This window comes from Nocardia sp. NPDC052254 (genome assembly GCF_040679495.1).
Taxonomy (GTDB): Bacteria; Actinomycetota; Actinomycetes; order Mycobacteriales; family Mycobacteriaceae; genus Nocardia.
Window position 1 is genome coordinate 23,615 of sequence record NZ_JBFAUW010000008.1, and the last position, 22,700, is coordinate 46,314.

Sequence of the window (22,700 nt, forward strand, 5' to 3'; positions counted from 1 at the left end):
GTGGGGGAGTTCGGTGTCGAAAACCCAGGGCCGGCACCGCATGACGGGCCGGCCCTGGGGAGCGCGCGGGTGAGTTCCGATTCTCAGAGTTCGCCCTGCGCGTGCAGCTTGTTGTACTGGTCGACAGCGGTGGCGATACCGACCGGCGCTCCGACCACCGCGCCGCCGACAACTGCCCCCACCCCGCCGATGGTGCCTGCGCCGATCAGACATCCGAATGCGGCGGCGGGCAGGGTGAGGGTGGCCAGCGTCGTCGGAACGGCCACCAGGCCGCCGGTGACCGCGCCGACGGGGCAGCCGATCACCGCGCCTCCCACGCCGCCGGCCATCGCGCCCACACCGGTGGCCAGTCCGAAGTTCGTCGCCACCACGCCGACCGCCGCATTGATGTCGGCTTGCGGGTCTCGGGTCGAATCATCGCTCACCGCGGTGACATTCGGTGCGGTCGACGTCGCGCCGCCGGGGAGATACCGGGCGGAGTCGTCGGATCCGGGGGACTGCTCCGGCACGTCTGCCACGGTCGGGTTCGTCCCAGGGGCTCCGAAGAGGGTGTTGCCCTGGTTGTCCGATACTCGGTACTGGCCGCGGTCGGAGACGACCGTCCCGAATGGGCCGGAGATCCGGGCCGTCTGCGTCGACGGATTTCCGGAGTAGTCGATACCGGGAAGTACCTGGACATGAACGGTCGCGTCCGAAGTCGACGGATCGTCGGCAGCGGCGGTCCCCGTGGACGCGGCAATGGCCGCGAGGGCGGTCGCTGTGAGGGCTGTTGTCGCGGCGGCGCGGGTGAGAGCATTCATGATCGATTCCTTCGGTGCAGGGGGATTTGTTGTTGCAGTAGGGGTTTCGTTGTTCGCGGTCCATTTTTCGCCGCGGCGCGGCGCGGCTGCGATGATCGCCGGGGCGCGCCGCTGTCGTGCGGCCGGGATGCCGACCGCCGGCCGGTTCGGTCCACGCCGGGGCCGGCCGGTTCGCACGTCGTGAATCGACGCGGCCGGCAGGCAGCTCGGCGGGTCAGTCGACCTGTCGCCCGATCCGGTCGTAGGCATCGGGGCGGTTCTTCTTGAACCAGAGCGCGGCCGCGACGCCGACCGCGATGATCAGGATCAGCCCCAGGGCGCCGAGCATGCCGACGATCTGGTTGCCGACCATGAGTTCGAGGTTGGTCAGCGCGAAGATCAATACTGTCGCCAGGCCGACGAAAGCGAGACCCGGTGCGATCCAACTCTTCCAGGCGTTCTCGCCGTGTCCCGGATTCTTCTTGAAGAAGAGGATCACCGAAGCGCACGTCCCGAGGAGCAGCGGCAGCAGGAAGATCGTCCCGAATCCGCCCACGATGCCGTAGATGAGCGCCGCGTTGTCACTGGACGCCTGGACGCTGAGGTAGATCGCCAGGCACAGTCCGATACTCACCATGACGGCGACGTAGGGCGAGCCGAGCCGGGTGTGCACTCGCGCCAGCCCCGACGGGAGCACCCGGTCGTGGCCGAGGGTGTAGAGGTAGCGGATGGCTGTGGCCTGGCCCGAGTTGACCGCGGCGAGCTGGCTGGTGACCAGCAGGACGGCGACGAGAGTCGGAGCGAATCCGCCCATGTAGGTTTCGACCGAGCCGGTGAACGAGTCGACGGGTGCGTTGCGCGCATCGTCGATGACGTGGGACGGCCCGATGGCGATGATGTAGGACCAGGCGGCGAGGGCGAAGAACAGAGTCGTGAAGGTGATGGCGCCGTAGGCCGCGCGTGGAACCGTCCGCTGCGGGTCGCGGACTTCCTCACGGAAGACCGCCAGCGCCTCGAGGCCGGTCAGCGTCGACAGGGCGAACAGGACAGCGAGCCCCGGGCTGCCGCCGAGGAATTCCATCGGGGAGAACGATGCGGGCGAATACCCCTCGGGGCCGCCCTTGATCAGCACGACCGCCTCATAGGCGGCGACGATGATGATCTCCAGGATCACACCGACCGCGACCGCCTTCGCCGACAGGTCGATCCGCAGCAGGTTGAGCACCGTGACGATGGCGAACACGACCAGTCCCCACACCTGCCACGGGAGCAACGGGCTGCCCGCGACCTGCTTCATCAGGTTCCCGATGATCACGCCGGTGTAGACGTATCCGGACACCGTCATCGTGATGTAGGCGGCGAGTGCGAGGAAGGATCCGGCCAGCGCGGCCGGTTTGCCGATGCCCTCCGCGATATAGGTGTAGAAGGCGCCCGGCCTCTTCATCCGCCGGCTCATGGCGAGGGTTCCCACCTGGAAGAGCAGGAACAGCGCTCCGGCCGCCAGGAACGCGGCAGGCGCGCCGATGCCGTTGCCGAACGCGATCGCGGGCTGCAGCCAGCCGGCCAGCACGGACAGTGGTGCGGCGAAGGCCACGAAGATGAAGCCGAGCGTGAAGGTGTTCAACGTGCGCGGGAGACGATGACGCTCCTGCGTGGGAATCGTCGCCGGTGCGGAATCCGAATCGAGTGGTGCGAGTTCGGTCATGGGTCAACACTCCAATTCGGATCGACTTACAGCTTCTCGCGAGCCGCGGGGCCCGTCACTCGAAGGAGACTGTGAGCGGCCTCACTCTGAGTTGGGCTCAATTTAAGTACTTGTAGGACAACTGTCAATAGTCAGATGTTGAATGCACTCTGAGTGTGGACTGCGACGACGTCGCGTTGCCGATTCGGGCGTCGCCGACGTCACGGCCTCATGTGAGCAGGTCTGTCGCGCCGCCCAGCGCGTCACCGGCGACGGCGTCACCTGCGCACACCGTCGGTTCCCGGATGAAAGTTCGTGCCGGCCCGGCACGTCGATCCCGTGGCTCGGGCGCGTGGATCTTCCGGGCTTTGCGGCGCCCCGGCGGTCGTGCCGACTGCCGGTTCCGGTGCTGTCCCGGCGCCTCGGCGGCTGCTCGCGGGCGGCGACGGTGGGAGCGGGACGTTCGACGTCGCTGAGTGCGTCGAGCCGAAGCCGGGTCGAGTCGGCTGGAGCATAGCAACGTCGACGATCGGTCATTCTCCGAGTGTCCCTATGGCCGAGGTTTCGATGTTCGATGACTTTCCGCTGGTGAGAGCCTTGAGTGACAGGTGATTGTTCGGCACTCGCCCCGTAATGTACAGTTGTACATATGCGAAAAAGCGGCGGTTCGCCGGTGCTCCGGAGACGACGCTTCGCCCTCTTCACGCTGTTCACGCTTCCCGGTCTCGCCATCGCCTCGTGGGTCGCGCGGACCCCCGACATCCGGATCGCCATCCACGCCTCGACCCAGGAGATGGGAATCGTCCTGTTCGGCGTTTCCATCGGGTCGATGCTCGGAATTGTCCTGTCGCCCTGGTTGATCGCCCGTTTCGGAACGCGCGCGGTGACCGCGGCCGGCATGGCCTGCATCGTCGTCAGCATGCCCGTCGTCGGTCTCGGCGCCGAGGCGGGCCTGGCGGGTGCCGCAGCGGGTGGCCTGTGCCTGTTCGGCCTGGGAATGGGCGGAAGCGAGATCGCCATCAACTCCGAGGCGGCCGCCGTCGAACGCGCCGCGGGCGTCTCCGTGTTGCCGGCCATGCACGGCTGCTTCAGCCTCGGGACCGTCGTGGGCTCGCTCGCCGGAGCCTGCTGCAGCCTGGCCGATGTCTCGATAGGCGTGCATCTGGTGCTGGTGGGGTGCATCGGAGTTCCGATCCTGGTTGCCCAGGTCCGCCACCTCTCCCCGCACGGGCGTTCATCCGTTGCCGGTGATCGCACCGAGCCGGTGGCGCCGAGCGGGAAGCGGTGGCGAGACCGCCCGCTTCTGCTGATCGGTGCCATCGTCCTCGCCATGGCGCTCGCCGAAGGCGCCGCGACGGACTGGTTGCCGCTGGTCATGGTGGATGGTCATGGCTCGAGTCCGGTCGCCGGATCCCTGGTGTTCACCGCCTTTTCCGCTGCGATGACCGTCGGCCGGTTCGGTGGCGGACGGCTGCTGAACCGCTTCGGACGGGTCGCCGTCTTCCGGGTGAGTGCGGCGACCGCTGCGATCGGTATCGGGTGCGTCGCCTTGGTGGACAACCAGATACTGGCCGCTCCTGCGGTCCTGCTCTGGGGACTCGGACTGTCCCTTGGCTTTCCCATCGCGATCTCGGCGGCCGGTGATTCCGGTACCGACTCGTCGGCGCGGGTGGCCTTCGTGGCGACGATGGGATACGTGGCATTTCTGGTCGGTCCGCCCACTCTCGGAATCCTCGGTGAGGACTACGGGTTACGCGCGGCGCTGTTGTTGCCGCTCGGCCTTGTCGTCGTCGCATTCCTCCTGACGCCCGCACTGGGCGTGTCCGTGAACGCGGGCCGTCCGACATGTGCTTCCAGCGACCGGCTCTGCGATTCGCCGCTGCGGTAGCGTCGGCCGGCGGGCGCAACTCTGCTCTGCCCGGACAGTGAGGAGATCAGGTGCCAAAAGGGACGGCCGATCGCGAGCGACCGCTACGGATCGCGCTGGCGGCACTCGAAGTGGTGGCCGACAAGGGCGTCGAGGGTCTCACCCATCGAGCGGTGGCGGCGGTCGCGGACATCCCCCTCGGCTCGACGACCTATCACTTCCGGACGCTGGACGACCTGCTTGCCGCGGCGATCGTCGAAGCGAAGAAGGCAACCGACGACGATCTCGCGGTGTGGGCCGACGGTCTCGGTCCCGGCAGTGACCTCGCGGATGCGGTGACGGACTACGTGATGAACGCACTCACGCAGCACTGGGATCGGCTGGTCGTGGAGCACGAGCTCTATATGGCCGCTCTCCGCCGACCGCAGCTGCGGTCGCTGAGTCGTGAGTGGGACAAGGCTTTTCCCGCGGTGTTGTCCCTGCACACCGACACCGTCACGGCCGAGACCGTGGCGATGGTGGTCGACGGGATGTTCGTCCGGGCGCTCATCCACGGTATGCCGTCTCGCGACGAAGTCCAGCAAGTGCTGCGTCGTCTCCTGCCGTAGCCAGGTGGTCGTTGCTCGTCCGGCCCGAGGCCGACCGCACGATCTCCAACCGATGATCGCGTCGCTCTGCGAGGGCGTTGACGTGCCATATCCCGGAATGTACATTTGTACTTATCTTTTTCGTGTATGCCGCACGCCAGCGACGCGACAGCGGACGGGTGCGACACGCGACTTCATCCCTGACTGAGAGGAACCGTTCGGGTGACCGACCACAGCACTGCCGTACCGCATTTCAATGTGCACACCGCCACCTACGATCCAGCGCCCGAGGTCAACGGGTTCAAGAAGTGGCTCTACGAATCTCCCGACGGCGCCCGCAGGGCCGGTTCTTTCAAAGAGCACGGTCGCTTCGACGTCGTCACGCCGTGCGACGAGTTTCTGTATGTGGTGGCGGGCAGTACGAGGCTCACGCTCCAGGACGGCGAGACCTTCGAGCTGACCGCGGGGGGATGTTGCTTCTTGCGCAAGGGGTTGACGGTGACATTCGAGACATCGGCCGATTATCACGACGTCTCGGTGTTCATGTCGCTGGACGACAACGACTCCGGGGCGTAGCCGCAGTCGAGTTCTCGAATCGCTGCTGTCGAATCGCACACGGTGCGGCAGCGAACGTCGTCCGTTTGTATTCGGGCGAAAGGCAATTCGTTCAGGTGACCTCTGGCCACCGTCTTGGACGTTCATCACGCATATGTTCGCCTGCACCGTCGGTCGGCTCTGAATCTCATTCCCGGGCCCGAACCCGGAACTGCTGTCGCGCGACTGAATCCCTTTCTCGGCAACCTGATTCGCATCTGTGCGATGGTGCCTCCGGGTGAAACATCTTCGAGTGGTCCTCGAATTCGTGCCCGATCGATGTGATTCGGTCTGCGCATCCCGAAGTGATCGGCGCACAAGTCGTCTCGGCCTCGCCGCGTGTCTCGTCATCGATGAATCCGCTTTTCCGGAAATGGGCCGTGTTTTTTTCGGCGGAGATCGGTGACAAAAGTCGGGTGATCGGTTGACGACATCTCGAAATAGAATGTACAGTTGTACATATCGAGAGGCTTCGCCGCCGAGTTTTCCCTCCCACCTGATCAGACGGTGATGCGAGTGGCCCGGTGTTGTTCACAGTCGAGCTCTCTCGGTTCCAGATGAGGTGCTCTCGCTGTTCGGCGGAGCAGATCCGACAGGTCGAGGAGTACGCATGAGTCGGCAGATGTGGCCCACCGGTTTGGTCACGGCACTGGTGTCGCCGTTGACGAATGACGGGATCGATGTCACCGCGACGAGGCAGTTGGTCGAACGGCAGGTGCAGGCGGGCGTCGGCGGCATTCTGGTCGCCGGGGGGACCGGTGAACACGGCGTACTCACCTTCGACGAGCGCGCCGAACTGGTTCGCACCGTGGCCGAGACGCTCGACGGGCGCCTGCCCTTCATCGTTCAAACCGGGGCACTCGCCACCCGTGACGCCGTGCGGCTCAGCGTGCAAGCTCAGCAGATCGGCGCCACCGGAGTGCTGCTCCCGGCGCCTTTCGGCGAGGCCGTCAACTGGCGCGAGAAGCGGGCGTTCTACGAGGAGGTCGACGGCGCGATCTCGGTGCCGATCATGTTGTACAACACCCGGACCGCCGGTGTCATGGCCCTCGAGCAGGTGGCGGAGCTCGCATCTCTGCCGAACGTCAGCGCGATCAAGGACAGTTCGGGTGATGCGACCCTGCTCGGTGATCTGGTGGACTGGGCGGCGACGGCCGACTTCGCGGTGTACACCGGCTGGGACGACCAACTCGCACCTGCCGTGCTGGCGGGAGCCCACGGCGCCGTGCTCGGCGCCGGCAATGTGGTGCCCGAGCTGATCGTCGAGGTGCTGAACCTCTGCTATCGCCGGCGGCTCGACCACGAATTCGATTCGGCCTGGGGACGACTCCGCCCATTTCTGCGCTTCATCGGCCAGTCGGAGAACTACGTCAGCATCGTCAAACTCGCTGTGCAGATGCGCGGGGTGGATGTCGGCGACGTTCGCCGGCCGTATCTCCCACCCCGGCAGGACGAACGAGCGGCGCTCGTCGCGGTGTTGCGCGACCTCGATGGCGATCGGGCGTCGTGATGTCGGAGACGCGCACAAGCAACCAGCGGACCGGGTCCAGCGCCGGCCGTCAGCTGGATCACGAGTGAAGAGGTGACAGGTGCAATGACGAACGAATCAAGCAGAGACCGAGTCGACGTACTCGTCGTGGGCGCGGGCCCCGGTGGTGCCGTCGCGTCGCATACATTGGCCGAGCGTGGGTTCTCGGTGGTGTGCCTGGAGCAGGGCGACTGGGTCGACGCGCAGGACATGCCGGGCACCAAACCGGAGTTCGAACTGTTGACCCGGGGGAAATGGTCGGTCTGGCCGAATGAGCGCAAGGGCCGTGCCGACTACCCCCTGAACGTCGATCATGCCGACGCCGACCCGATCATGTTCAACGGCGTGGGAGGTGGCTCGGTCTTCTACGGAGCACACTGGATGCGTCTGTTGCCCAGCGACTTTCGCGTACGCACCGTCGACGGAATCTGCGACGACTGGCCGATCGGCTACACCGATCTCGCTCCGTTCTACGACGCGGTGGACCGGTTCATCGGAGTCTCGGGCCTGGGCGGCGATCCCGCCTATCCCGAGCACGACTATCCGTTGCCGCCGCACCCGATCGGCCCCGGCGGCACCCAGATGGCACGGGGCATGAATGCGCTGGGCTGGCACTGGTGGCCGGGGTCCAACGCCATTCCGTCGACGGCCTACAAGAGTATGGGGCAGTGCGTGCGGTGGGGTCTGTGCGAACGGGGTTGCCCGGTCGGCGCGAAGGCCTCGTTCGACCTGGCCTACTGGCCGCACGCCACCGCCGCGGGCGCCAAGCTCATCACCGGAGCCCGGGTCGCGCGCATCACGGTCGACCACCGGGGACTTGCCAACGGCGCCATCTGGATCGATGTCGAGGGCACGGAGCATCGGATCGAGGCCAATGCGGTTGTCCTGGCGGGCAACGGCATCGGCACACCGCGCATCCTTCTGATGTCGGACGACGAAAACCCGGACGGTCTCGCCAATTCCAGCGGTCTGGTCGGCAAGAACCTGATGTTGCATCCGGTCAACAGCGTGCTCGGCACCTACGAGGAGGAGTTGGCGGCCTGGTACGGGCCTGCGGGACAACTGATCTACTCGATGGAGTTCGCCGATACGGACATCTCGCGTGGCTTCCTGCGGGGCGCCAAGTGGGCGCTCATGCCTCCGCTCGGTGTGCTGCACGTGCTCGACCACCTCCAGGAGCGAGCCTTCGACGAACGGTGGGGCCCTCAGCTTCACGAACTCGCCGCCTACACGGGCCGTTCGATGATCTGGTCCGGGGTGATCGATGATCTTCCGGACGAGTCCAACGCCGTACTGCTCGATCATTCGTCCACCGACAGCAGCGGTCTGCCCGGGGTGAAGCTGAACTATCGGCGTGACAAGAACGCCGATCGAATGATCGACTTCATGGACGCTCGCATGGTCGAGGCGCACGAAGCGGCGGGAGCGACCCGGACCCTCATCGCTCCGGTGACCGAGTCGGGCCACCTGCTGGGCACCGCGAGGATGGGAGCCGACCCGCGGACCTCCGTCGTCGACGCCTTCGGCCGGTCGCACGACGTGCCCAACCTCTTCATCGTCGACGGAAGTGTGATGGTCACCGGCGGTTCGGTCAACCCCACGGCCACCATCGCGGCCATGTCTCTGCGGACCGCGACCCACCTGGCGGATACGGCCCACGATCAGCGGGTGCCGGCATGAAGATCACAGCAGCACTGTCCCCAGAGCAACTCGACCGCATTCGCGGGGTAGCGGCGGTGCTGATTCCCGGAGCGTCGGTGTCGGTTCCCGCGCCGTCGCTCGCGGACTTCGACGACATGGTGCAGTGTGCGGCGGCCGCGCTGGACGGACAGAGCAGAGCCCTAGCCGCGGCGATCGAAGCGATCCCCGCCGAGCCGTCCTGGCAGAATCTGTCGGCCTTCGCCGACGCGGATCCCTCGTCGTTCGAGCAGGTCTCGCTGCTCGCGGTCGGCGCCTACTTCATGTCACCTGCGGTACTGGACGCATTGGGCCTGCCGACCGGGAACCGCCGGCCCGCCAAGCCCGAACAGGTCGTCGACGAACTGAGCACCGGGATCCTCGACGCGGTCTTCGAACGCGGTTGCCCGGTCCGAACTCTGGACGATGTGGCAGGTGCCGCACGTGCCGACTGAGCGCTCGACGAACACAACCGACACACCCATCCCCGTGGCGACGGGCATACCGGAGCGGCTGCGCCAGTTCACGATCCACGACAATCACCGGAGGTACCTGTAATGAGCACGATGACGCGGGACGTTGTGATCGTGGGTGGTGGTCCCGCGGGGATGGCCGCGGCGTGGCAGCTGCGTGACAAGGACATCGTTCTTCTCGAGAGAAACGACGTCCTGGGCGGGCGCCTGAAGTCCGCTGCGCGGGGCGACTATTGGCTCAACCTCGGGGCGCACCTGTTTCCCGCCGACGCAACCGGCTCCCATATTCGGAAGATACTCGCCGACTTGGGTCTGGACACGATCGACGTCCCCGGGTCGAAGACTGCGATGGGCCTGGCGGGAAAGGTCTACACGAACCGTCGAGCCGAGACCTATCCGTTCACCCTGCCGCTGTCGCTGCGCGAGCGGATTCAGTTGATCAGAGCGGGCCTGCTGGTCCGGGTGAAGGTCATGTCGTTCCTCTCCGCGAGTCGCGCGCGGCCCGGTGAGTCCGAGGCGGACCGTCGTGCCCGTATGTTGCGGTTCGAAAGCCATCGGACTTTCCGGGATCTACTCGGTCGGCTGCCGAAGCCGGTCGAGGCGATCTTCACCACCGCCGCGCGTCGAGTTCCCGCGGAGATCGACGACTTGTCCGCGGCGGCGGGGATCTCGATCTTTGCCGGGAACTGGGCCGGCAAGGCGAGCGGTTCCCCGGTCAATCTGCTGGGCGGCTCCGGCGAGATCGGCGCGGCGATGCATCGTCGCCTGGCACAACGCGTCATTCTGGGGGCGACGGTGTCGTCCATCGAACCCGATGGTGAGGGCGCGATTGTCCATTACGACACGGCCGACGGACGATTTTCCGTTGCGGCACGACATGTCATCGTCGCGACCCCCGCACCCATTGCCCGAAAGCTGGTCCATGGCCTGCCTCGCGACGTCGAGGAATCCCTGGGGGCGGTGGCGTACGAGCCGTTCGTGTCGATGGCCGTACTGACCGACGAATCGGGCCCCATGCCGTGGGATGACCTGTACGCGATTCTGACACCGGACATGGCTTTCAACATGGTGTTCAATCACGCGAATCCGTTGCGCGGCAACTCTGTGCGCGAGATCGGCGGAAGCTTGATGTGTTATGCCGGGGCAGAACTCGGGCGTGCGCTGATGAACGTCGCGGACAACGACATCGAACGCCGATTCCGGGAGGATCTCTACCGCCTGTATCCCCAGCTGAAGAGCCTGATCACCGAGGCGGTGGTACAGAAGTGGGAGTTCGGGAACTGGTATCGGACGCCGACCAGCGACTTCGAGGCGGTGATGCGGTATCGCGAACGGGCAGCGAACGTGATCCACTTCGCGGGTGACTATTTCGCTCCGGTCAGCGGCTCGGTCGAGGACGCGGCCAAGTCCGGTGTGGAGACCGCGGCGGCAGTCGCGACCGCTCTGGATGGCCGGGTGCGCTCCGGGGCGTCTCGACAGTAGGGAGTCGGGAGTCCCGCCGACGGACTCTGCGGCACTACGTGCCAGTCTCACCGCAAGCGGGCCTCGGCGAATGTCCAAGGCCCGCTTGCGGATCCGACGCGATTCGTCGGGTGCGCCTCGCATGCGGTATCGAGCCGGCCTTCCGGGATGAGCGCGGTGCAGTCCGACAAGTCCGAGAGGTGATGGGACAGAATGAATATCGCCGCTGCGCCGGGACCGGGACTGGTGACGCTGTGCGTGGTTCTCGTGGCCGCTTCCGCGGCCGTGTATCGCTTCGCACAACTCGGTCCGGTGCGGGTCGTGCCTGCCGCCGCTACCCGTGCGATCCTCCAGCTGGGGATGGTCGCTGCGGTTTTGGGTGCCGCGTTGACGCGACTGTGGTCGTCGTTTCTCGTGCTTGCCGTGATGTTCGCGGCAGCGGTGCACACCGCGGGCCGGCGGGCCTCGGCGGGCCGCTCCGGTGTCTGGCTCGCGGTGGCCCTGGCGACGGGGTGGATCGTGGTGCTGGCGATGATGATCGGCACCGGCGTGGTTCCCATGAAGGGCGTCGCCATCGTGCCGGTCGGTGGCATCGTGCTGGGCGGCGCCATGACGGCGACCAGCCTGGCCGCTCGTCGCGCGTTGGATGTCGTGCGTGATCGATTCGGGGAGGTCGAGGCAGCGCTGAGTGTGGGCCTGTCCGAGCGTGATGCGCGGCTCGAGGTGATTCGCCCGACAGCGGCCGACGCGTTGCTGCCCGGTGTCGACCAGACCCGCACGGTCGGACTGGTGACCCTGCCGGGTGCTTTCGTCGGTGTCCTGGTTGCCAGTGGCTCGGCGGTACAGGCGGCCGCGGTACAGGTGCTGGTCCTGTTCGGCCTGCTGTTGACGCAGTCGTGCGCGGTGGCGATCACGGTCGAACTGGTCGCGCGTGGCCGGGTCCACCGTGATCGCGGATCGCCGGGCGCTCCTGACCCGAGATCCGGGCGCCGCCGCAGCAGCCGGGAGGTATCGACGGCTCGGGCCGTGACGCGAGGGATCAGGCGTCGGCCGGCAGGGGGAGACTGACCACGACACGGGCTCCGCCCCGGGGAGAGTCGTCGAAGACGACCGTACCGTGGTGTGCGGCAACGATTTCGGCGACGATCGCCAGTCCGAGGCCGGTGCCGCCGCTGTCGCGGCCGCGGTCGTCCTGGAGGCGGACGAATCGTTCGAAGACGCGCTTGCGTTCGGAGACGGGAAGTCCGGGGCCGTCGTCGTCGACGATGAGTTCGGCGTGGGTGGATGTCTGCCTGGTGTGGATGTCGACGACGGTGCGGGTGTGGATGAAGGCGTTGCCGATCAGATTCCGCGCTACTCGGGTGAGTGCCCTCGCGTCGCCTCTGATGCGAGCGGGATGCAGGTCGGTGGTGACGGTGACGGTGTCGCGTCTGCGCACCGCTCGCAGGGCGATGGCGGCGACATCGTCGAGGTCGACATCGGTGGCATGGATGGTGAGGCCGTTCTCGTCGGCGGCGGCGAGGGTGAGCAGGTCGTCTATCAGGTAGCGCATCCGTTCGGCTTCGGGGAGCAGGGTGTCGGCGGCGAGGTCGGTATCGAAGGCACCGGGGTGGTCGCGGGCCAGTTCGAGACCACCGAGAACGGTGGCCAGTGGGCTGCGCAGCTCGTGGGAGGCGTCGGACAGGAACCGCCGCTGCGCGAGATGGCTGGCCTGAACGCGGCCGAGCATTTCGTTCATGGTGACGGCCAGTCGGGCGACCTCGTCACGGGCGAGGGGCACCGGGACCCGTTCGGACAGATCGGTGCTGCTGATTCCCGCGACCCGGGACCGGATCGCCTCGACCGACCGCAGTGAGCTTCCGACCAGCGCATAGCTGGCTCCCGCGGCGACCACGACGACAATCGGCGCGCCGATGGCCAGCGCAATGGCCACTTCCTCCAAGGTGTCCTCGACGGGCTCGATGTTCGCTGCGACCATCGCGGTGATCCGTCCGAAGGGGGAGTCGATCACGCGTGCGGACAGCCGCAGGTCCGAATCCCCGCCCAGTGATTGGCCGACGACGGTTTCGGCCTTCGGGACCAGTGGCGGATGGTCCACGGTGCGGGCCGAGGATCGCAGTACTCGCCCCGAGGCATCGGTGATCTCGACGATGTCGACGTATCCGTTGGGCGCGAGCAGTGCGGTGTTCAGCGTCGCGGGTGCGGTGGTGCGCAGTTGTGCGGTGATGTCGTCGAGGCGGGCGGTGGCGGCGCTGTCGACGGTGTCGATCAATGACCGGTACAGCAGCCACAGCATGATTCCGGCGCCGAATCCGAGTACGACGGTGATGACCGCGGTGGTGACCAGTGCCGATCGCAGCCGTAGACCCCACCGCGAGGGTGGCCACACATCGGCGAGGCGCTCGGTGACCCATATCGGCGCCCGCATGCTGGCTCCGTCCGTTCTCGGCGACACGATGACCTCCACATTGTGGGCGATCGATCGCTGATCTCGTGCATCGCTCTCAGCGTGGTCACAGTCGCCCGGTGCCACAGTGTGTCGACATCTCGTCGCGCTTCCGCGACCGCGCCACGCGCCCATCGCGGTGTCGGCAGGTCGCCCATCGACCGACCATCGTCTGCAGAAGGCTCCCATCACCATGCAACATCTGATCGTCACCTACGGACTGCTCGCCATCGTGGTGTTGATGGCGGCCGAATCGGCGTGTATTCCGATCCCGTCGGAGGTCACGATGCTGCTCGGCGGCGCGCTGGCCGCTGGTGCGGTCGGTGGCGCGCACCCGAATCTGGTGGCCGTGATCGTGGCCGGCACGCTCGGCAATGTCGTGGGCAGCTATCTGGCCTGGCTGGTGGGGCGCTGGGGCGGTCGCCCCGCCTTGCACCGGTGGGGGCGCCATGTGTTGTTGCGCACCGAGGAGGTCGACCGCGCACAGGACTGGTTCGACCGGCACGGCCGCGCGGCTGTGTTCTGGGCTCGGCTGCTGCCCGGCATCCGCACGTTCATCTCGCTGCCGGCCGGTATCGCCGAGATGCCGGCGATCCGGTTCGGGGTCTACACCGTGGCCGGCTGCCTGCCGTGGACCGCGGCGCTCGCGATCGGCGGCTACGCCGCGGGCGCGAACTGGAAGCATGTCGAAGATGTGTTGCGCGGCCCCAGCTACGCGGTCGCGGCGATCGCGGGAGTCGCGATCGTGGGCGCGGCGGTGTGGTACCTGCGGCGGCGTTCGCGCCGGGACACCGCCACAACCGGATCAGTTGCGCAGCTGGACGTGAACACCCGATGATCCACCATCGGAACGCCGTCGGTCTCAGCGATTCCACAGCCACGTCATGTGACGGTGGCAGCATGACCCCGGTTTCGCACAACCTGCTCTGGTTGCTCCTCGACGACGACACCGGCCGCCCGTTGCTCGACAGGGCGACCACGGGCAGAGCGTTGACCGTCGCAGCCGTCGCGGACATCGCCTGCGGCGCACCACGACAGCACGGTCGTAGCTTGTCGTCACGACAGCGTCGCGAGCGATCGCTGGCTACGTTGCACAGCACTCGGTGCGTGCGGCGCGACAGCATCCGGATGGGCGGTGTGGTTCCACGTACGGTATGGCCCACAGTGGATCTGCCCGGCAAACAGGCCCTGCGGCGCGCGCTCGAGCGGGCACTGTTCGATGCCCAGCAGCCGGATCGCCCGACCCGCGCGCTGATCGCGATCCTGCACGCCGCCGACGTGCTGGCGGTGCAGTTCCCACGCTGGCCCCAGCATGAAACCGGCTACTGGGCAGGGCAATTCATCGTGCGGCACAGCGACTGCGCGGAGCTCGCCGAATCGCTGCGTCGGCTCGATCGCGAGGCGCTGGCCGATGCGCTCGGTTTCGGTGCTCGCCCGCTGTTCGTGCCCAGAACTCCTCCCGGTCCACAGCCGGTGTCGCCGGTCGGCCACCGAGCGCGCGCGGGCCGATCAACTGCCGAGTGACCGTAATTCGGTGCCGATTCATCGCAGCGGCCGGTCACCGCGGCAAGAGGCGGCAATCTGGACCGTCTCGCCCGGGTGCCGCGGTTTCACAGCGTCCTCTCAGCGCCGGTGGCGCACACTGCGCGACTGTATACCCGATTCGACGAAGGAACGCCCACGTCCATGACCGTGCAGACCGACAACGCGTTCACCCACTACAAACTGCCGCAGATCACCGTGATGTTCTGGGTGCTCAAGATCGCCGCGACCACTCTGGGGGAGACCGGCGGCGACATGATCTCCCAGACCCTGAAACTCGGATATGTCGCCGCGACGGTGTTGTTTCTCGCGATCTTCATCGTCAGCCTGCTCGCCCAACTGCGGGCACGCCGGTTCCATCCCGCCCTCTACTGGACGGTGATCGCCGCGACCAGTACCGCGGGCACCACGATGTCGGATCTGATCAATCGCGGGCCGGGCCACGACACCTCCACCGACGGTGGGCTCGGCTACGGCGCCGGGGCGGCGATCCTCATCACCGGACTGGCGATCGTGTTCATCATCTGGGGATTCAGCGGGCAGACCTACGACGTCACCAACATCACGACCCTTCGTGGTGAGCTGCTGTACTGGGCCGCGATTCTGCTGTCGAACACACTGGGCACCTCCACCGGCGATTTCCTGTCCGACAGCTCGGGATTGGGCTACTGGGGCAGCGCCGTCCTGATCGCCGCGATCATGGCCGCCATCCTGGGCGCCCACCACTTCACGACAATCCCTGGCCCGCTGTTGTTCTGGATCGCCTTCATCCTCACGCGCCCGCTCGGCGCCACCGGCGGTGACCTGCTGTCGAAACCCCGGTCCGCGGGCGGGCTGGGCCTGGGAACCTACGGAACATCCGCGGTCCTGTTCGCGATCCTCGTGCTGGGCATCATGGGTATCCATTGGCAGCGGCGCCGCAGCCGGGCCGGTGACGAGTTCGAGCCGGCCGTGGCGGCGGGCCGGGCCGGCGCCACGGCGCCGGAGCCGATACTCGGGGACGAACAGGTATCGCGGCCGCATCGTTGACCGGTCACCGGCGACCGGGTGCGCGGGCTACGGTTCGAGCATCCGGTAGCCGACTCCGCGGACCGTTTCGATGCTGCGAATCCCGAACGGTGTGTCGATCTTGCGTCGCAGGTATCCGATGTAGATCTCGACGACGTTGGCGTCGCCGTCGTAGTTGCTGTCCCAGACCGACCGGATGATGTCGGTTTTGCTCACGACGGTGCCGGGGTGGCGCATCAGGTACTCGAGGACCGCGAATTCGCGTGGGGTGAGCTCGATCTGCTGCTCCGCGCGGTGTACCCGGTGCCGGCCGGGGTCCAGTGACAAGTCGCCGACCGTGATCACCGGTGGTCGCTCGGTGCTGCCACGGCGTTGCAGGGCGCGCAGCCGGGCGGTGAGCACGACCTGTGAGAAGGGTTTGGTCAGATAGTCGTCGGCGCCCAGATCGAACGCGTCGACCATGTCGTAGTCGCCGTCCTTGGCCGACAACATCAGTACCGGGGTCCAGATGCGGCGTTTGCGCATTTCGCGAACGATTTCGTAGCCATTGAGGCCGGGCAGCATGATGTCGAGCACGATTACGTCGAAGTCTCCGGTCGTGGCGAGATCGAGACCGTCGACACCGTCGTGGGCGAGCTCCACGACGAATCCCTCTGCGCGCAGTCCCCGGCGCAGGGTTGCCGCCAGCAATACCTCGTCGTCGACCACGAGAACGCGCACGAATCACCTCTACTTCCGCGAGTGGATGCCTCCATTACAGCTCACCACCACGGTCGGGCGCGTATCGATCACAGCGTCGCCACAGGTTCGGTGCGCACAGGGCGCATCGCCGGACGACGGGGCGTGCGCCGAGCCGGGGGGGGCGAGCATGCTGGTGCCCGCCACCCGGCCCGGTGGAATCGGTCAGTTGTCGGTCTTGGGTGGGGTGTTGACCTCGTTGTAGAACTGGATGGCGCTGGCGATGGCGACCGGAACGCCGAAGATGATGGTTCCGGCGACGACGCCGAGACCGGCACCCGCGGCAACACCGGCCAGGCACATTCCGGCACCCGCGGGCAGGAACAGGGGCGGGAATGCCAGGGTGGTGCTGGCGAGCGCGATACCGGCCACACAGCCGCCGATCGCGCCGACCACGGTGCCGATCAGCGAACCCACTCCGACGGCCAGGCCGATGTTGTTCGCCGCGACACCGACGTAGTCGTTGAAGTCGGACTGGGCGTCGACGTGGCGCAGACCCGACAGGTCGTGTGGTCGCGCGTCGGCCGGGTCGGTGCTCGGGGTGAGCACCGCGGTGTTGCCGTCGATGCGGGCGGCGATGGGCCAGTCCTTGCCGTCGCGGTTGTAGGTCAGGGGGACTCCGGCCACCATCCGCCCCTGGGAGTCGAGGACCTGCAGTTGCGTTCCGAGGGTGGTCAGCGAGCCGCCGTCGGTGGTGACGACCACGGAGTGGTCGACGATGCTGGCGCGGTAGTGCACACCGGGCAGGACATCGGTGCTGATCGTGGTCGGGTCGGGCTTGTCCGCCGGCGCGGGTGCCGCGGCCGCGGTGCCGCAGGCGGTGCTGACGGTCGCCGCGACGAGAGCGGCGGCGATTGCGGTCTTGCGTACCTTCATGATTGCTCATTTCCGATTACGTGCGTGAATGGGTGAAAGGGCATGGGTGAACTACTCGAAATCTCTCCGTAGGTGCCGAATTACCTTGTTCGGTAGCGGAATTCGTAGTGCGATCACGTCGCGAAGAGTGTTGATCCCCAGTACTCCCCGGGGCCGGGTCCCGGTGGCACGGCGAAGACGGCCGATCCGACGTGCTCGATGTACTCGTTGAGCGCGTCGTTGCGTGCGAGGTTGTGCTGCATGGGAACGAATTGGGTCTGCGGGTTGCGGCAGTAGGCGATGAAGAACAGCCCGGCGTCCAGGTGACCGAAGCCGTCGGATCCGTCGGTGAAGTTGTAGCCCCGGCGCAGGATCTGGATGCCGCCGAGTTCTTCGGCGGAGGCGAGGCGAACGTGGGCGGCGGTGTCGATCAACGGGCCGGTCGGTCCGGCGGACTGCAGGTCCAGTTCGTCGAACTCGTGGGTGGCGCCCAGCGGTGCGCCGGTGGACTTCGACCGGCCGATCACTCGTTGCTGCTCGTGCAGGCTGGTGCGATCCCATGGCTCGATCAGCATCTGGATCCTGCGTGCCACCAGGTAGGAGCCGCCGCCCAGCCAGGCCTGGTCGTCGCGCGGGTCGACCCACACGAAGCGTGAGACCGCGTCGTGGTCTTCGCTTTTGATGTTGCGAGTACCGTCCTTGAAACCGAACAGGTTGCGGGGTGTGGTCTGTGCGGCCGATGTCGACGAGGTGCGCCCGAATCCCAGTTGCGACCAGCGCACCGATACCGCTCCGAAGCCGGCCCGGGCGAGGTTGCGGATGGCGTGGACGGCGACCTGCGGGTCGTCGGCGCAGGCCTGGATCGCGATGTCACCGCCGGACCGCGCCGGGTCGAGTGCGTCACGGGTGAACCGCGGGAGTTCGGTGAGGGCCCGCGGCTTGCGCGGGGCGATCCCGAATCGGTCGGCACCGCCGGAAGTGGTGAACAGTGTGGGCCCGAATCCGATGGTCAGCGTCAGGTGTGCGGCCGGTAGATCCAGTGCTTCGCCGGTGTCGCCCGGCGGCTGATGGGTGCCGCCGCCGACCGCGCCGCCCGGGCTCGCTTCCTGGCCCGCGGTCATGCGCTCGGCCATGACGGTCCAGGTCTCGAGCAGTTCGATCAGTTCCGTGCGCGATTCGGTGTGCACATCGAAGGCGACGAAATGCAATCGGTCCTGCGCCGGGGTGATGATCCCGCTTTGGTGCGGGCCGCGGAAGGGTTCGCTCCCGTCGTGGCCGGTGGCCCCGGCGCCGGCCGATATCCGCCCGGCCAGTGCTCCGCCGCCGACGGCGAGCGCTCCGGCGCCGACCGCGCCGAACAGCCCTCGCCGCGATACCGCGGGCGAGCGTGGGGCACGATCATGATCCGGCGACAACGCCTTGTACCTGACTCACGACGGCGGACAGGGCATCGATGCGGCGAGCGAACGCGGCGCGCTGATCCTGGGTGACGGTGTCGTAGCCGACGTGGCCGTCGCCGCGCCGGTATCCGGCCAGTTCGGTGTCGAGATCGGCGAAGCGCTGGTCGATCTGCTTGCCCAGCTGTGGGTTTCGTTCGTCCAGGATCGGGCGGACACTGGCGATGGCTGCCTGGGAGCCATCGATGTTGGCTTGGAAGTCCCACAGGTCGGTGTGGGAGAAGGTGTCCTCCTCACCCGTGATCTTGGTGCGAGCAATCTCGTCGAGCAGGGTCTGCGCGCCACTGGCGACGTGGATGGGGTCGACCGAGAAATCCGCGCTGTCGATGCCGTCGGCCAGTTCCGCGACATCGGTGCTGAGCTGATCGGCGATCTGACCGGTGTCAGGTCGAAGTCCTTGTGCCCACAGGTCCTTTTCCAGCCGGTGGAACCCGGTCCATTTCTGGCCGTCGGCCAGATCGGCCTCTCGCAGATCCAGCCGCGGGTCCAGATCGTCGGGAAAGCTCTCGGCGACCGGCTCGATCCGCTCGTAGTAGGTGCGGGTTACCGGGTACTGCTTCTTCGCCTGCTCCACATCGCCGGATTTGATCGCGGCCACGAAGGAGGCGGTGGTGTCCTTCAACGCTGCCACCTGAGCGGTCAGGTAGCGCTTGTATCCGGCTGCCGCCTCGGCCAGTTTCGCGTCCTCGCCGGTGTTGTGTGCCTGGCCGGTCACGGTGAAGTCGTGGCGGATACCCGCACCGACCATTCCGGGCTTGCACGCGGTCTGATAGGTGCCGGGATCGGGCAGCGACACGATCAGCTGCCGGGTCAGGCCGGGCCCGATATTTTCGACCTCGCCCACGACGCGGTCGCCGGCGCCGTAGACGTAGAACTCGGTGACCTTGGTGCCGTTGTTGGTGATCGCGAACGTCGCGGGTCCGGTGGTGGCAGAGTCGCGCCCCACCTCACACGCGGAATCGCTTGCGGTCACCGAGATGTCGTCGCTCGACGAGGCGCCGCCCTTGCTGGTGCACCCGGCCAGCAGGGCAGGAAGAGCGAGTGCCGCAACGGCCAGAACTGAACTACGCACGGAAGATGTACCTTTCACTCAACGCGACGTCGCGGAGGTGCGGGTGGCAGGCCGAGCGGCCGCCCCTGCCACCGGACGCAGAAACAAGGCCAGGACGGCGATCACATACAGCGCCCAGGCCGCCAGCTGCAGCACCGTCGGATCGGCGCGGAAGTTGAAGACCCCCTGCGCCACCGTGCCGTACCAGCTCGACATCGAAAACCAGGACGAGATGTCGAAGGCCGTATTCGACAGTCCCGGAAGCCATCCCGCGGTCTGCAACGCGCGGATGCCATAGGCGAGAATTCCCGCGGCGACCACGATCAGCAGGACTCCGGTGTATCTGAAGAAGGTCGCGAAATCGATCCGTACCGCACCGAAATACAGCAGTACCGTCAGCAGGGCGGCGATCGCGATTCCGCCCAGCAGTCCGATCAGCGGCCACGCGCTGCCCGCGGTGTTCTCCGCGTACCCCACCATGAGCAGAGCGGTTTCCACTCCTTCGCGCCCCACGGCGAGGAACGCCAGCGAGATCACGGCCAGGGGTCCCAGCTCCAGCGCCTTCGACATCCCGGCCTTCAGTTCACCGGAAATCGAGCGCGACGCAGTACGCATCCACAGCACCATCCAGGTGACGATGATCACCGCGGCCAGTGACGCGATACCCGAAATCAGTTCCGCCGCAACACCGGACACCGTGGACGTGCCGTAGTGCACGACCGCGAAGATCGCGACGACCATCGCGATCGCGCCGCCGACCCCGATGGCCACGAAGGTGAGCGCGCCGCGCCGGTCCGACTTGACCAGGAACGCCACCAGGATCATGACGACGATGCCGGTCTCGAGGCCTTCGCGAACGCCGATCAACCCCGACCCGAACAGTTGTGCCGCGATCGATGGCGCTCGTGTCCCCGCTGCCAGCCCTGTCATCGCCGCTCGCCTTCGCCGCTGAGGACAGCCTCATCACAGTGAGGTGAGGCAAACCTATCCATCTGCACGGACTGGGACAATAGGGATTCGATGCTGTGGCGAACCTGTGAAATGTCCGATCCGGCGCGGAGCGCGGCAAGTGAGGGTGGGTCGGTGGAGTCGGAGTCGGATCGACCGATAAGTTTGGTTAGCCTAAGTTAATATGTCAGGGTTGAGTCCTGGGTCGGTGGTCCGCATGGTGGCCGCTACCGCTGCGTGGTGCAGTCCGCCGGGTCGGCAACGATCCGGCGGTCGCACCGCTGTGCGAGGCGACGACCGCAGTCCGGCACGGGTATTCGGTGATGAGGAAGTCCGCGGATCGGCGTGGGCGCGGAAGGGGGCGACGCGGATGCGTGTGCTCGTGGTCGAGGATGAGGCACCGTTGGCCGAAACCGTTCGCCGTGGTCTCCAGCAGGAGGGCTTCGTCGTCGAAATCGCGGGCAACGGGCTCGATGGACTGTGGCTGGCCACCGAGTACGACTTCGATGTCATCGTGCTCGACATCATGATGCCGGGGCTGAGCGGGTACGAGGTCCTGCGCCGAATTCGGGCCCAGGATGTGACCACGCCGGTGCTGATGCTGACGGCGAAGAACGGCGACCACGAGGAAGCCGATGCTCTCGATATGGGAGCCGACAACTACCTCACCAAACCGTTCTCGTTCGTCGTGCTCATCGCTCGGCTGAGGGCCTTGATCAGGCGGCAAGCGCCGCAACAGCGCGAGATTCTCACGGTCGGAGATCTGGTCCTCGACCCCGGCCGTCGCACCGTGTGCCGGGGCGATGCCGAGATCTCGCTGACTCCCCGGGAATTCGGTGTGCTGGAGTATCTGATGCGCCGGTCCGGGGAGGTGGTCAGCAAAACCGAGATCCTGCACAACGTTTGGGACAGCCACCACCACGGTCCCGACAATGTGGTCGCCGTCTACGTCCGCTACCTCCGCAGCAAGATCGATCTCCCGTTCGCGCGTGCGACGTTGAAAACCCATCGTGGCGTGGGCTATCAGCTGACCGACTAGATCGACCCGGTCGGTGCCGGGCCCGCAGCGCTCGGGTTCCGTACCGGCCCGGGCCCGGCCGTGCGATCGGTGGACCGCGCAGATGTGGCGGTCGCGTAGCCTGGCGCGGCCGAGCCTGGGACGACGACAGACGAGTCGATCGCCGCCCGCTCCCTCGGCGTCGCAGGATCGGAACCGGCCACGGGATACGTGCGGCCCGCCCGGCGTGAGTACCGGTGTCACTTCCCGGGCAGTGGTGAGTTGATGGTGGTGAAGTACTGCATCGCCGCGGCGACACCGACCGGTGCGGTCACCAGCAGCAACCCCGCCACGGTTCCGAGCGGGGCGGCGGCGATCGTGCCACCCAGGCACCCGACGGCCGCGGCCGGCACGAAGGGCCCGAACATTCCCACGATCGTCGCGGCCGCGACGGTGGCTCCGGCGATGCCCCCGAGAAGGCATCCCACCGCCGCGCCGCCGAGGCCGCCCACCGCTGTACCGATCGTGGATCCCATGGCGATGGTCGTGGTCATCCGGCTCCACGCCGCTTGTTCGCGATCGTAGGAATTCTTCCACGGCGCCTGGTCCTCGAATGGCATCGCCACCGGTGTGTACATCGCATGACGAGCGTCGAAATGCGGTGTGAGAGTGGCGGTTTTCCCGCGGATCTCGGCGGTGATCGGGAATTCGAAGTCGTCGACGCGGAAGCGCAGCGGGGTGCCCGCGAGCACGGTGTGGTCCGGTGCGGTGATGGTGAACATTCCGTTCTCCGCGATCAGTGCACCGGAGTCCACGGTGACGGTCGTCGCGTTGTCGTGCTCGGTCGCTGTGAAATGCACCGGAGCCGGGGACGACGGCGGTTCGCCCGCCTGCGCGGTGCCGGCACTCACGGCGAGCGTGGTCATGACGAGCGCAGCAGTGGACAGCATCTTGTTCATGGTCTTTTCCTTCGATCGTTGTGTTCGAAACCTGCGGTCGGCAGGTGTC

The 22,700-nt window shown here is 66.8% G+C and carries 21 protein-coding genes; 12 read left to right on the forward strand and 9 right to left on the reverse strand.

Features of this window, described 5'->3' with window-relative positions; all coding sequences use genetic code 11:
* Nucleotides 1-83: 83 nt before the first annotated feature.
* On the reverse strand, nt 84-800 hold the full coding sequence (locus tag AB0L57_RS20500) for a hypothetical protein (protein WP_364964388.1): 717 nt from the start codon (nt 798-800) through the stop codon (nt 84-86).
* A gap of 214 nt (nt 801-1,014) precedes the next feature.
* Nucleotides 1,015-2,484: an APC family permease gene (locus AB0L57_RS20505; protein ID WP_364964390.1), complete on the reverse strand. Its 1,470-nt coding sequence runs from the start codon at nt 2,482-2,484 to the stop codon at nt 1,015-1,017.
* 628 nt (nt 2,485-3,112) lie between these two features.
* On the opposite strand from AB0L57_RS20505, the gene AB0L57_RS20510 reads away from it, so the two are divergent.
* The 8 genes from AB0L57_RS20510 to AB0L57_RS20545 all read left to right on the forward strand — a co-directional run bounded on the left by AB0L57_RS20510 (nt 3,113) and on the right by AB0L57_RS20545 (nt 11,718).
* Nucleotides 3,113-4,351, forward strand: coding sequence for an MFS transporter (locus AB0L57_RS20510; RefSeq protein ID WP_364964393.1), 1,239 nt, complete (start codon nt 3,113-3,115; stop codon nt 4,349-4,351).
* Between the two features lie 50 nt (nt 4,352-4,401).
* Complete coding sequence (locus tag AB0L57_RS20515; RefSeq protein WP_364964396.1) at nt 4,402-4,938, forward strand: DNA-binding transcriptional regulator; 537 nt, start codon at nt 4,402-4,404, stop codon at nt 4,936-4,938.
* Nucleotides 4,939-5,139: 201 nt separating this feature from the next.
* Entirely contained in the window at nt 5,140-5,493 is a 354-nt protein-coding gene (locus AB0L57_RS20520; RefSeq protein WP_364964398.1) for a cupin domain-containing protein, read from the forward strand.
* A 628-nt stretch (nt 5,494-6,121) separates the two neighbouring features.
* Nucleotides 6,122-7,021, forward strand: a complete 900-nt coding sequence (locus tag AB0L57_RS20525) for a dihydrodipicolinate synthase family protein (protein ID WP_364964400.1) — start codon at nt 6,122-6,124, stop codon at nt 7,019-7,021.
* 84 nt (nt 7,022-7,105) lie between these two features.
* Nucleotides 7,106-8,719: a GMC family oxidoreductase gene (locus AB0L57_RS20530; RefSeq protein WP_364964403.1), complete on the forward strand. Its 1,614-nt coding sequence runs from the start codon at nt 7,106-7,108 to the stop codon at nt 8,717-8,719.
* Nucleotides 8,716-9,171: a hypothetical protein gene (locus AB0L57_RS20535; RefSeq protein WP_364964405.1), complete on the forward strand. Its 456-nt coding sequence runs from the start codon at nt 8,716-8,718 to the stop codon at nt 9,169-9,171. Before AB0L57_RS20530 ends, AB0L57_RS20535 begins: the two co-directional genes overlap by 4 nt.
* Nucleotides 9,172-9,282: 111 nt before the next feature.
* Nucleotides 9,283-10,671 carry an FAD-dependent oxidoreductase gene (locus AB0L57_RS20540; RefSeq protein WP_364964408.1) on the forward strand — a complete coding sequence of 463 codons (1,389 nt, stop codon included), beginning with the start codon at nt 9,283-9,285 and terminating at the stop codon, nt 10,669-10,671.
* Nucleotides 10,672-10,863: 192 nt separating this feature from the next.
* Nucleotides 10,864-11,718 carry an ABC transporter permease gene (locus tag AB0L57_RS20545; RefSeq protein ID WP_364964410.1) on the forward strand — a complete coding sequence of 285 codons (855 nt, stop codon included), beginning with the start codon at nt 10,864-10,866 and terminating at the stop codon, nt 11,716-11,718.
* On the opposite strand, the gene AB0L57_RS20550 is transcribed toward AB0L57_RS20545, so the two are convergent.
* Complete coding sequence (locus AB0L57_RS20550) at nt 11,690-13,078, reverse strand: HAMP domain-containing sensor histidine kinase (protein ID WP_364964413.1); 1,389 nt, start codon at nt 13,076-13,078, stop codon at nt 11,690-11,692. The two genes, AB0L57_RS20545 and AB0L57_RS20550, sit on opposite strands and share 29 nt — an antisense overlap.
* A gap of 211 nt (nt 13,079-13,289) precedes the next feature.
* On the opposite strand from AB0L57_RS20550, the gene AB0L57_RS20555 reads away from it, so the two are divergent.
* The 3 genes from AB0L57_RS20555 (at nt 13,290) to AB0L57_RS20565 (ending at nt 15,667) form a co-directional block, all read left to right on the forward strand.
* Nucleotides 13,290-13,934, forward strand: a complete 645-nt coding sequence (locus AB0L57_RS20555; RefSeq protein WP_364964416.1) for a DedA family protein — start codon at nt 13,290-13,292, stop codon at nt 13,932-13,934.
* A 62-nt stretch (nt 13,935-13,996) separates the two neighbouring features.
* Nucleotides 13,997-14,620: a GPP34 family phosphoprotein gene (locus AB0L57_RS20560; protein ID WP_364964419.1), complete on the forward strand. Its 624-nt coding sequence runs from the start codon at nt 13,997-13,999 to the stop codon at nt 14,618-14,620.
* A gap of 162 nt (nt 14,621-14,782) precedes the next feature.
* Nucleotides 14,783-15,667: a hypothetical protein gene (locus tag AB0L57_RS20565; protein WP_364964421.1), complete on the forward strand. Its 885-nt coding sequence runs from the start codon at nt 14,783-14,785 to the stop codon at nt 15,665-15,667.
* A 27-nt stretch (nt 15,668-15,694) separates the two neighbouring features.
* Here AB0L57_RS20565 and AB0L57_RS20570 read toward each other — a convergent pair whose 3' ends face one another.
* The 5 genes from AB0L57_RS20570 to efeU form a co-directional block, all read right to left on the reverse strand.
* Nucleotides 15,695-16,366, reverse strand: coding sequence for a response regulator transcription factor (locus tag AB0L57_RS20570; protein WP_364964424.1), 672 nt, complete (start codon nt 16,364-16,366; stop codon nt 15,695-15,697).
* A 183-nt stretch (nt 16,367-16,549) separates the two neighbouring features.
* Nucleotides 16,550-17,260: a hypothetical protein gene (locus AB0L57_RS20575; RefSeq protein WP_364964426.1), complete on the reverse strand. Its 711-nt coding sequence runs from the start codon at nt 17,258-17,260 to the stop codon at nt 16,550-16,552.
* Between the two features lie 113 nt (nt 17,261-17,373).
* Nucleotides 17,374-18,654 carry an iron uptake transporter deferrochelatase/peroxidase subunit gene (efeB, locus tag AB0L57_RS20580; RefSeq protein WP_364964428.1) on the reverse strand — a complete coding sequence of 427 codons (1,281 nt, stop codon included), beginning with the start codon at nt 18,652-18,654 and terminating at the stop codon, nt 17,374-17,376.
* Complete coding sequence (gene efeO, locus AB0L57_RS20585) at nt 18,638-19,768, reverse strand: iron uptake system protein EfeO (RefSeq protein WP_364964430.1); 1,131 nt, start codon at nt 19,766-19,768, stop codon at nt 18,638-18,640. The genes efeB and efeO overlap by 17 nt, the downstream gene beginning before the upstream one ends.
* An 18-nt stretch (nt 19,769-19,786) precedes the next feature.
* Nucleotides 19,787-20,677, reverse strand: a complete 891-nt coding sequence (gene efeU / locus AB0L57_RS20590; protein WP_364964432.1) for an iron uptake transporter permease EfeU — start codon at nt 20,675-20,677, stop codon at nt 19,787-19,789.
* 388 nt (nt 20,678-21,065) lie between these two features.
* On the opposite strand from efeU, the gene AB0L57_RS20595 reads away from it, so the two are divergent.
* Nucleotides 21,066-21,734 (forward strand): response regulator transcription factor, encoded by a 669-nt coding sequence (locus AB0L57_RS20595; protein WP_364964435.1) that lies wholly within the window; start codon nt 21,066-21,068, stop codon nt 21,732-21,734.
* Nucleotides 21,735-21,952: 218 nt separating this feature from the next.
* Here the strand turns inward: AB0L57_RS20595 and AB0L57_RS20600 are convergent, their stop codons facing one another.
* Nucleotides 21,953-22,651, reverse strand: coding sequence for a hypothetical protein (locus AB0L57_RS20600; protein ID WP_364964438.1), 699 nt, complete (start codon nt 22,649-22,651; stop codon nt 21,953-21,955).
* Between the last annotated feature and the right edge of the window lie 49 nt (nt 22,652-22,700).

What these genes read in the sequence shown, in the direction of transcription:
- AB0L57_RS20500 (WP_364964388.1), bottom strand. Translation starts at nt 800, where the DNA reads ATGAATGCTCTCACCCGCGCCGCCGCGACAACAGCCCTCACAGCGACC.
- AB0L57_RS20505 (WP_364964390.1), bottom strand. Translation starts at nt 2,484, where the DNA reads ATGACCGAACTCGCACCACTCGATTCGGATTCCGCACCGGCGACGATT.
- AB0L57_RS20510 (WP_364964393.1), top strand. Translation starts at nt 3,113, where the DNA reads ATGCGAAAAAGCGGCGGTTCGCCGGTGCTCCGGAGACGACGCTTCGCC.
- AB0L57_RS20525 (WP_364964400.1), top strand. Translation starts at nt 6,122, where the DNA reads ATGAGTCGGCAGATGTGGCCCACCGGTTTGGTCACGGCACTGGTGTCG.
- AB0L57_RS20530 (WP_364964403.1), top strand. Translation starts at nt 7,106, where the DNA reads ATGACGAACGAATCAAGCAGAGACCGAGTCGACGTACTCGTCGTGGGC.
- AB0L57_RS20535 (WP_364964405.1), top strand. Translation starts at nt 8,716, where the DNA reads ATGAAGATCACAGCAGCACTGTCCCCAGAGCAACTCGACCGCATTCGC.
- AB0L57_RS20540 (WP_364964408.1), top strand. Translation starts at nt 9,283, where the DNA reads ATGACGCGGGACGTTGTGATCGTGGGTGGTGGTCCCGCGGGGATGGCC.
- AB0L57_RS20545 (WP_364964410.1), top strand. Translation starts at nt 10,864, where the DNA reads ATGAATATCGCCGCTGCGCCGGGACCGGGACTGGTGACGCTGTGCGTG.
- AB0L57_RS20550 (WP_364964413.1), bottom strand. Translation starts at nt 13,078, where the DNA reads ATGCGGGCGCCGATATGGGTCACCGAGCGCCTCGCCGATGTGTGGCCA.
- AB0L57_RS20555 (WP_364964416.1), top strand. Translation starts at nt 13,290, where the DNA reads ATGCAACATCTGATCGTCACCTACGGACTGCTCGCCATCGTGGTGTTG.
- AB0L57_RS20560 (WP_364964419.1), top strand. Translation starts at nt 13,997, where the DNA reads ATGACCCCGGTTTCGCACAACCTGCTCTGGTTGCTCCTCGACGACGAC.
- AB0L57_RS20565 (WP_364964421.1), top strand. Translation starts at nt 14,783, where the DNA reads ATGACCGTGCAGACCGACAACGCGTTCACCCACTACAAACTGCCGCAG.
- AB0L57_RS20575 (WP_364964426.1), bottom strand. Translation starts at nt 17,260, where the DNA reads ATGAAGGTACGCAAGACCGCAATCGCCGCCGCTCTCGTCGCGGCGACC.
- efeU (WP_364964432.1), bottom strand. Translation starts at nt 20,677, where the DNA reads ATGACAGGGCTGGCAGCGGGGACACGAGCGCCATCGATCGCGGCACAA.
- AB0L57_RS20595 (WP_364964435.1), top strand. Translation starts at nt 21,066, where the DNA reads ATGCGTGTGCTCGTGGTCGAGGATGAGGCACCGTTGGCCGAAACCGTT.
- AB0L57_RS20600 (WP_364964438.1), bottom strand. Translation starts at nt 22,651, where the DNA reads ATGAACAAGATGCTGTCCACTGCTGCGCTCGTCATGACCACGCTCGCC.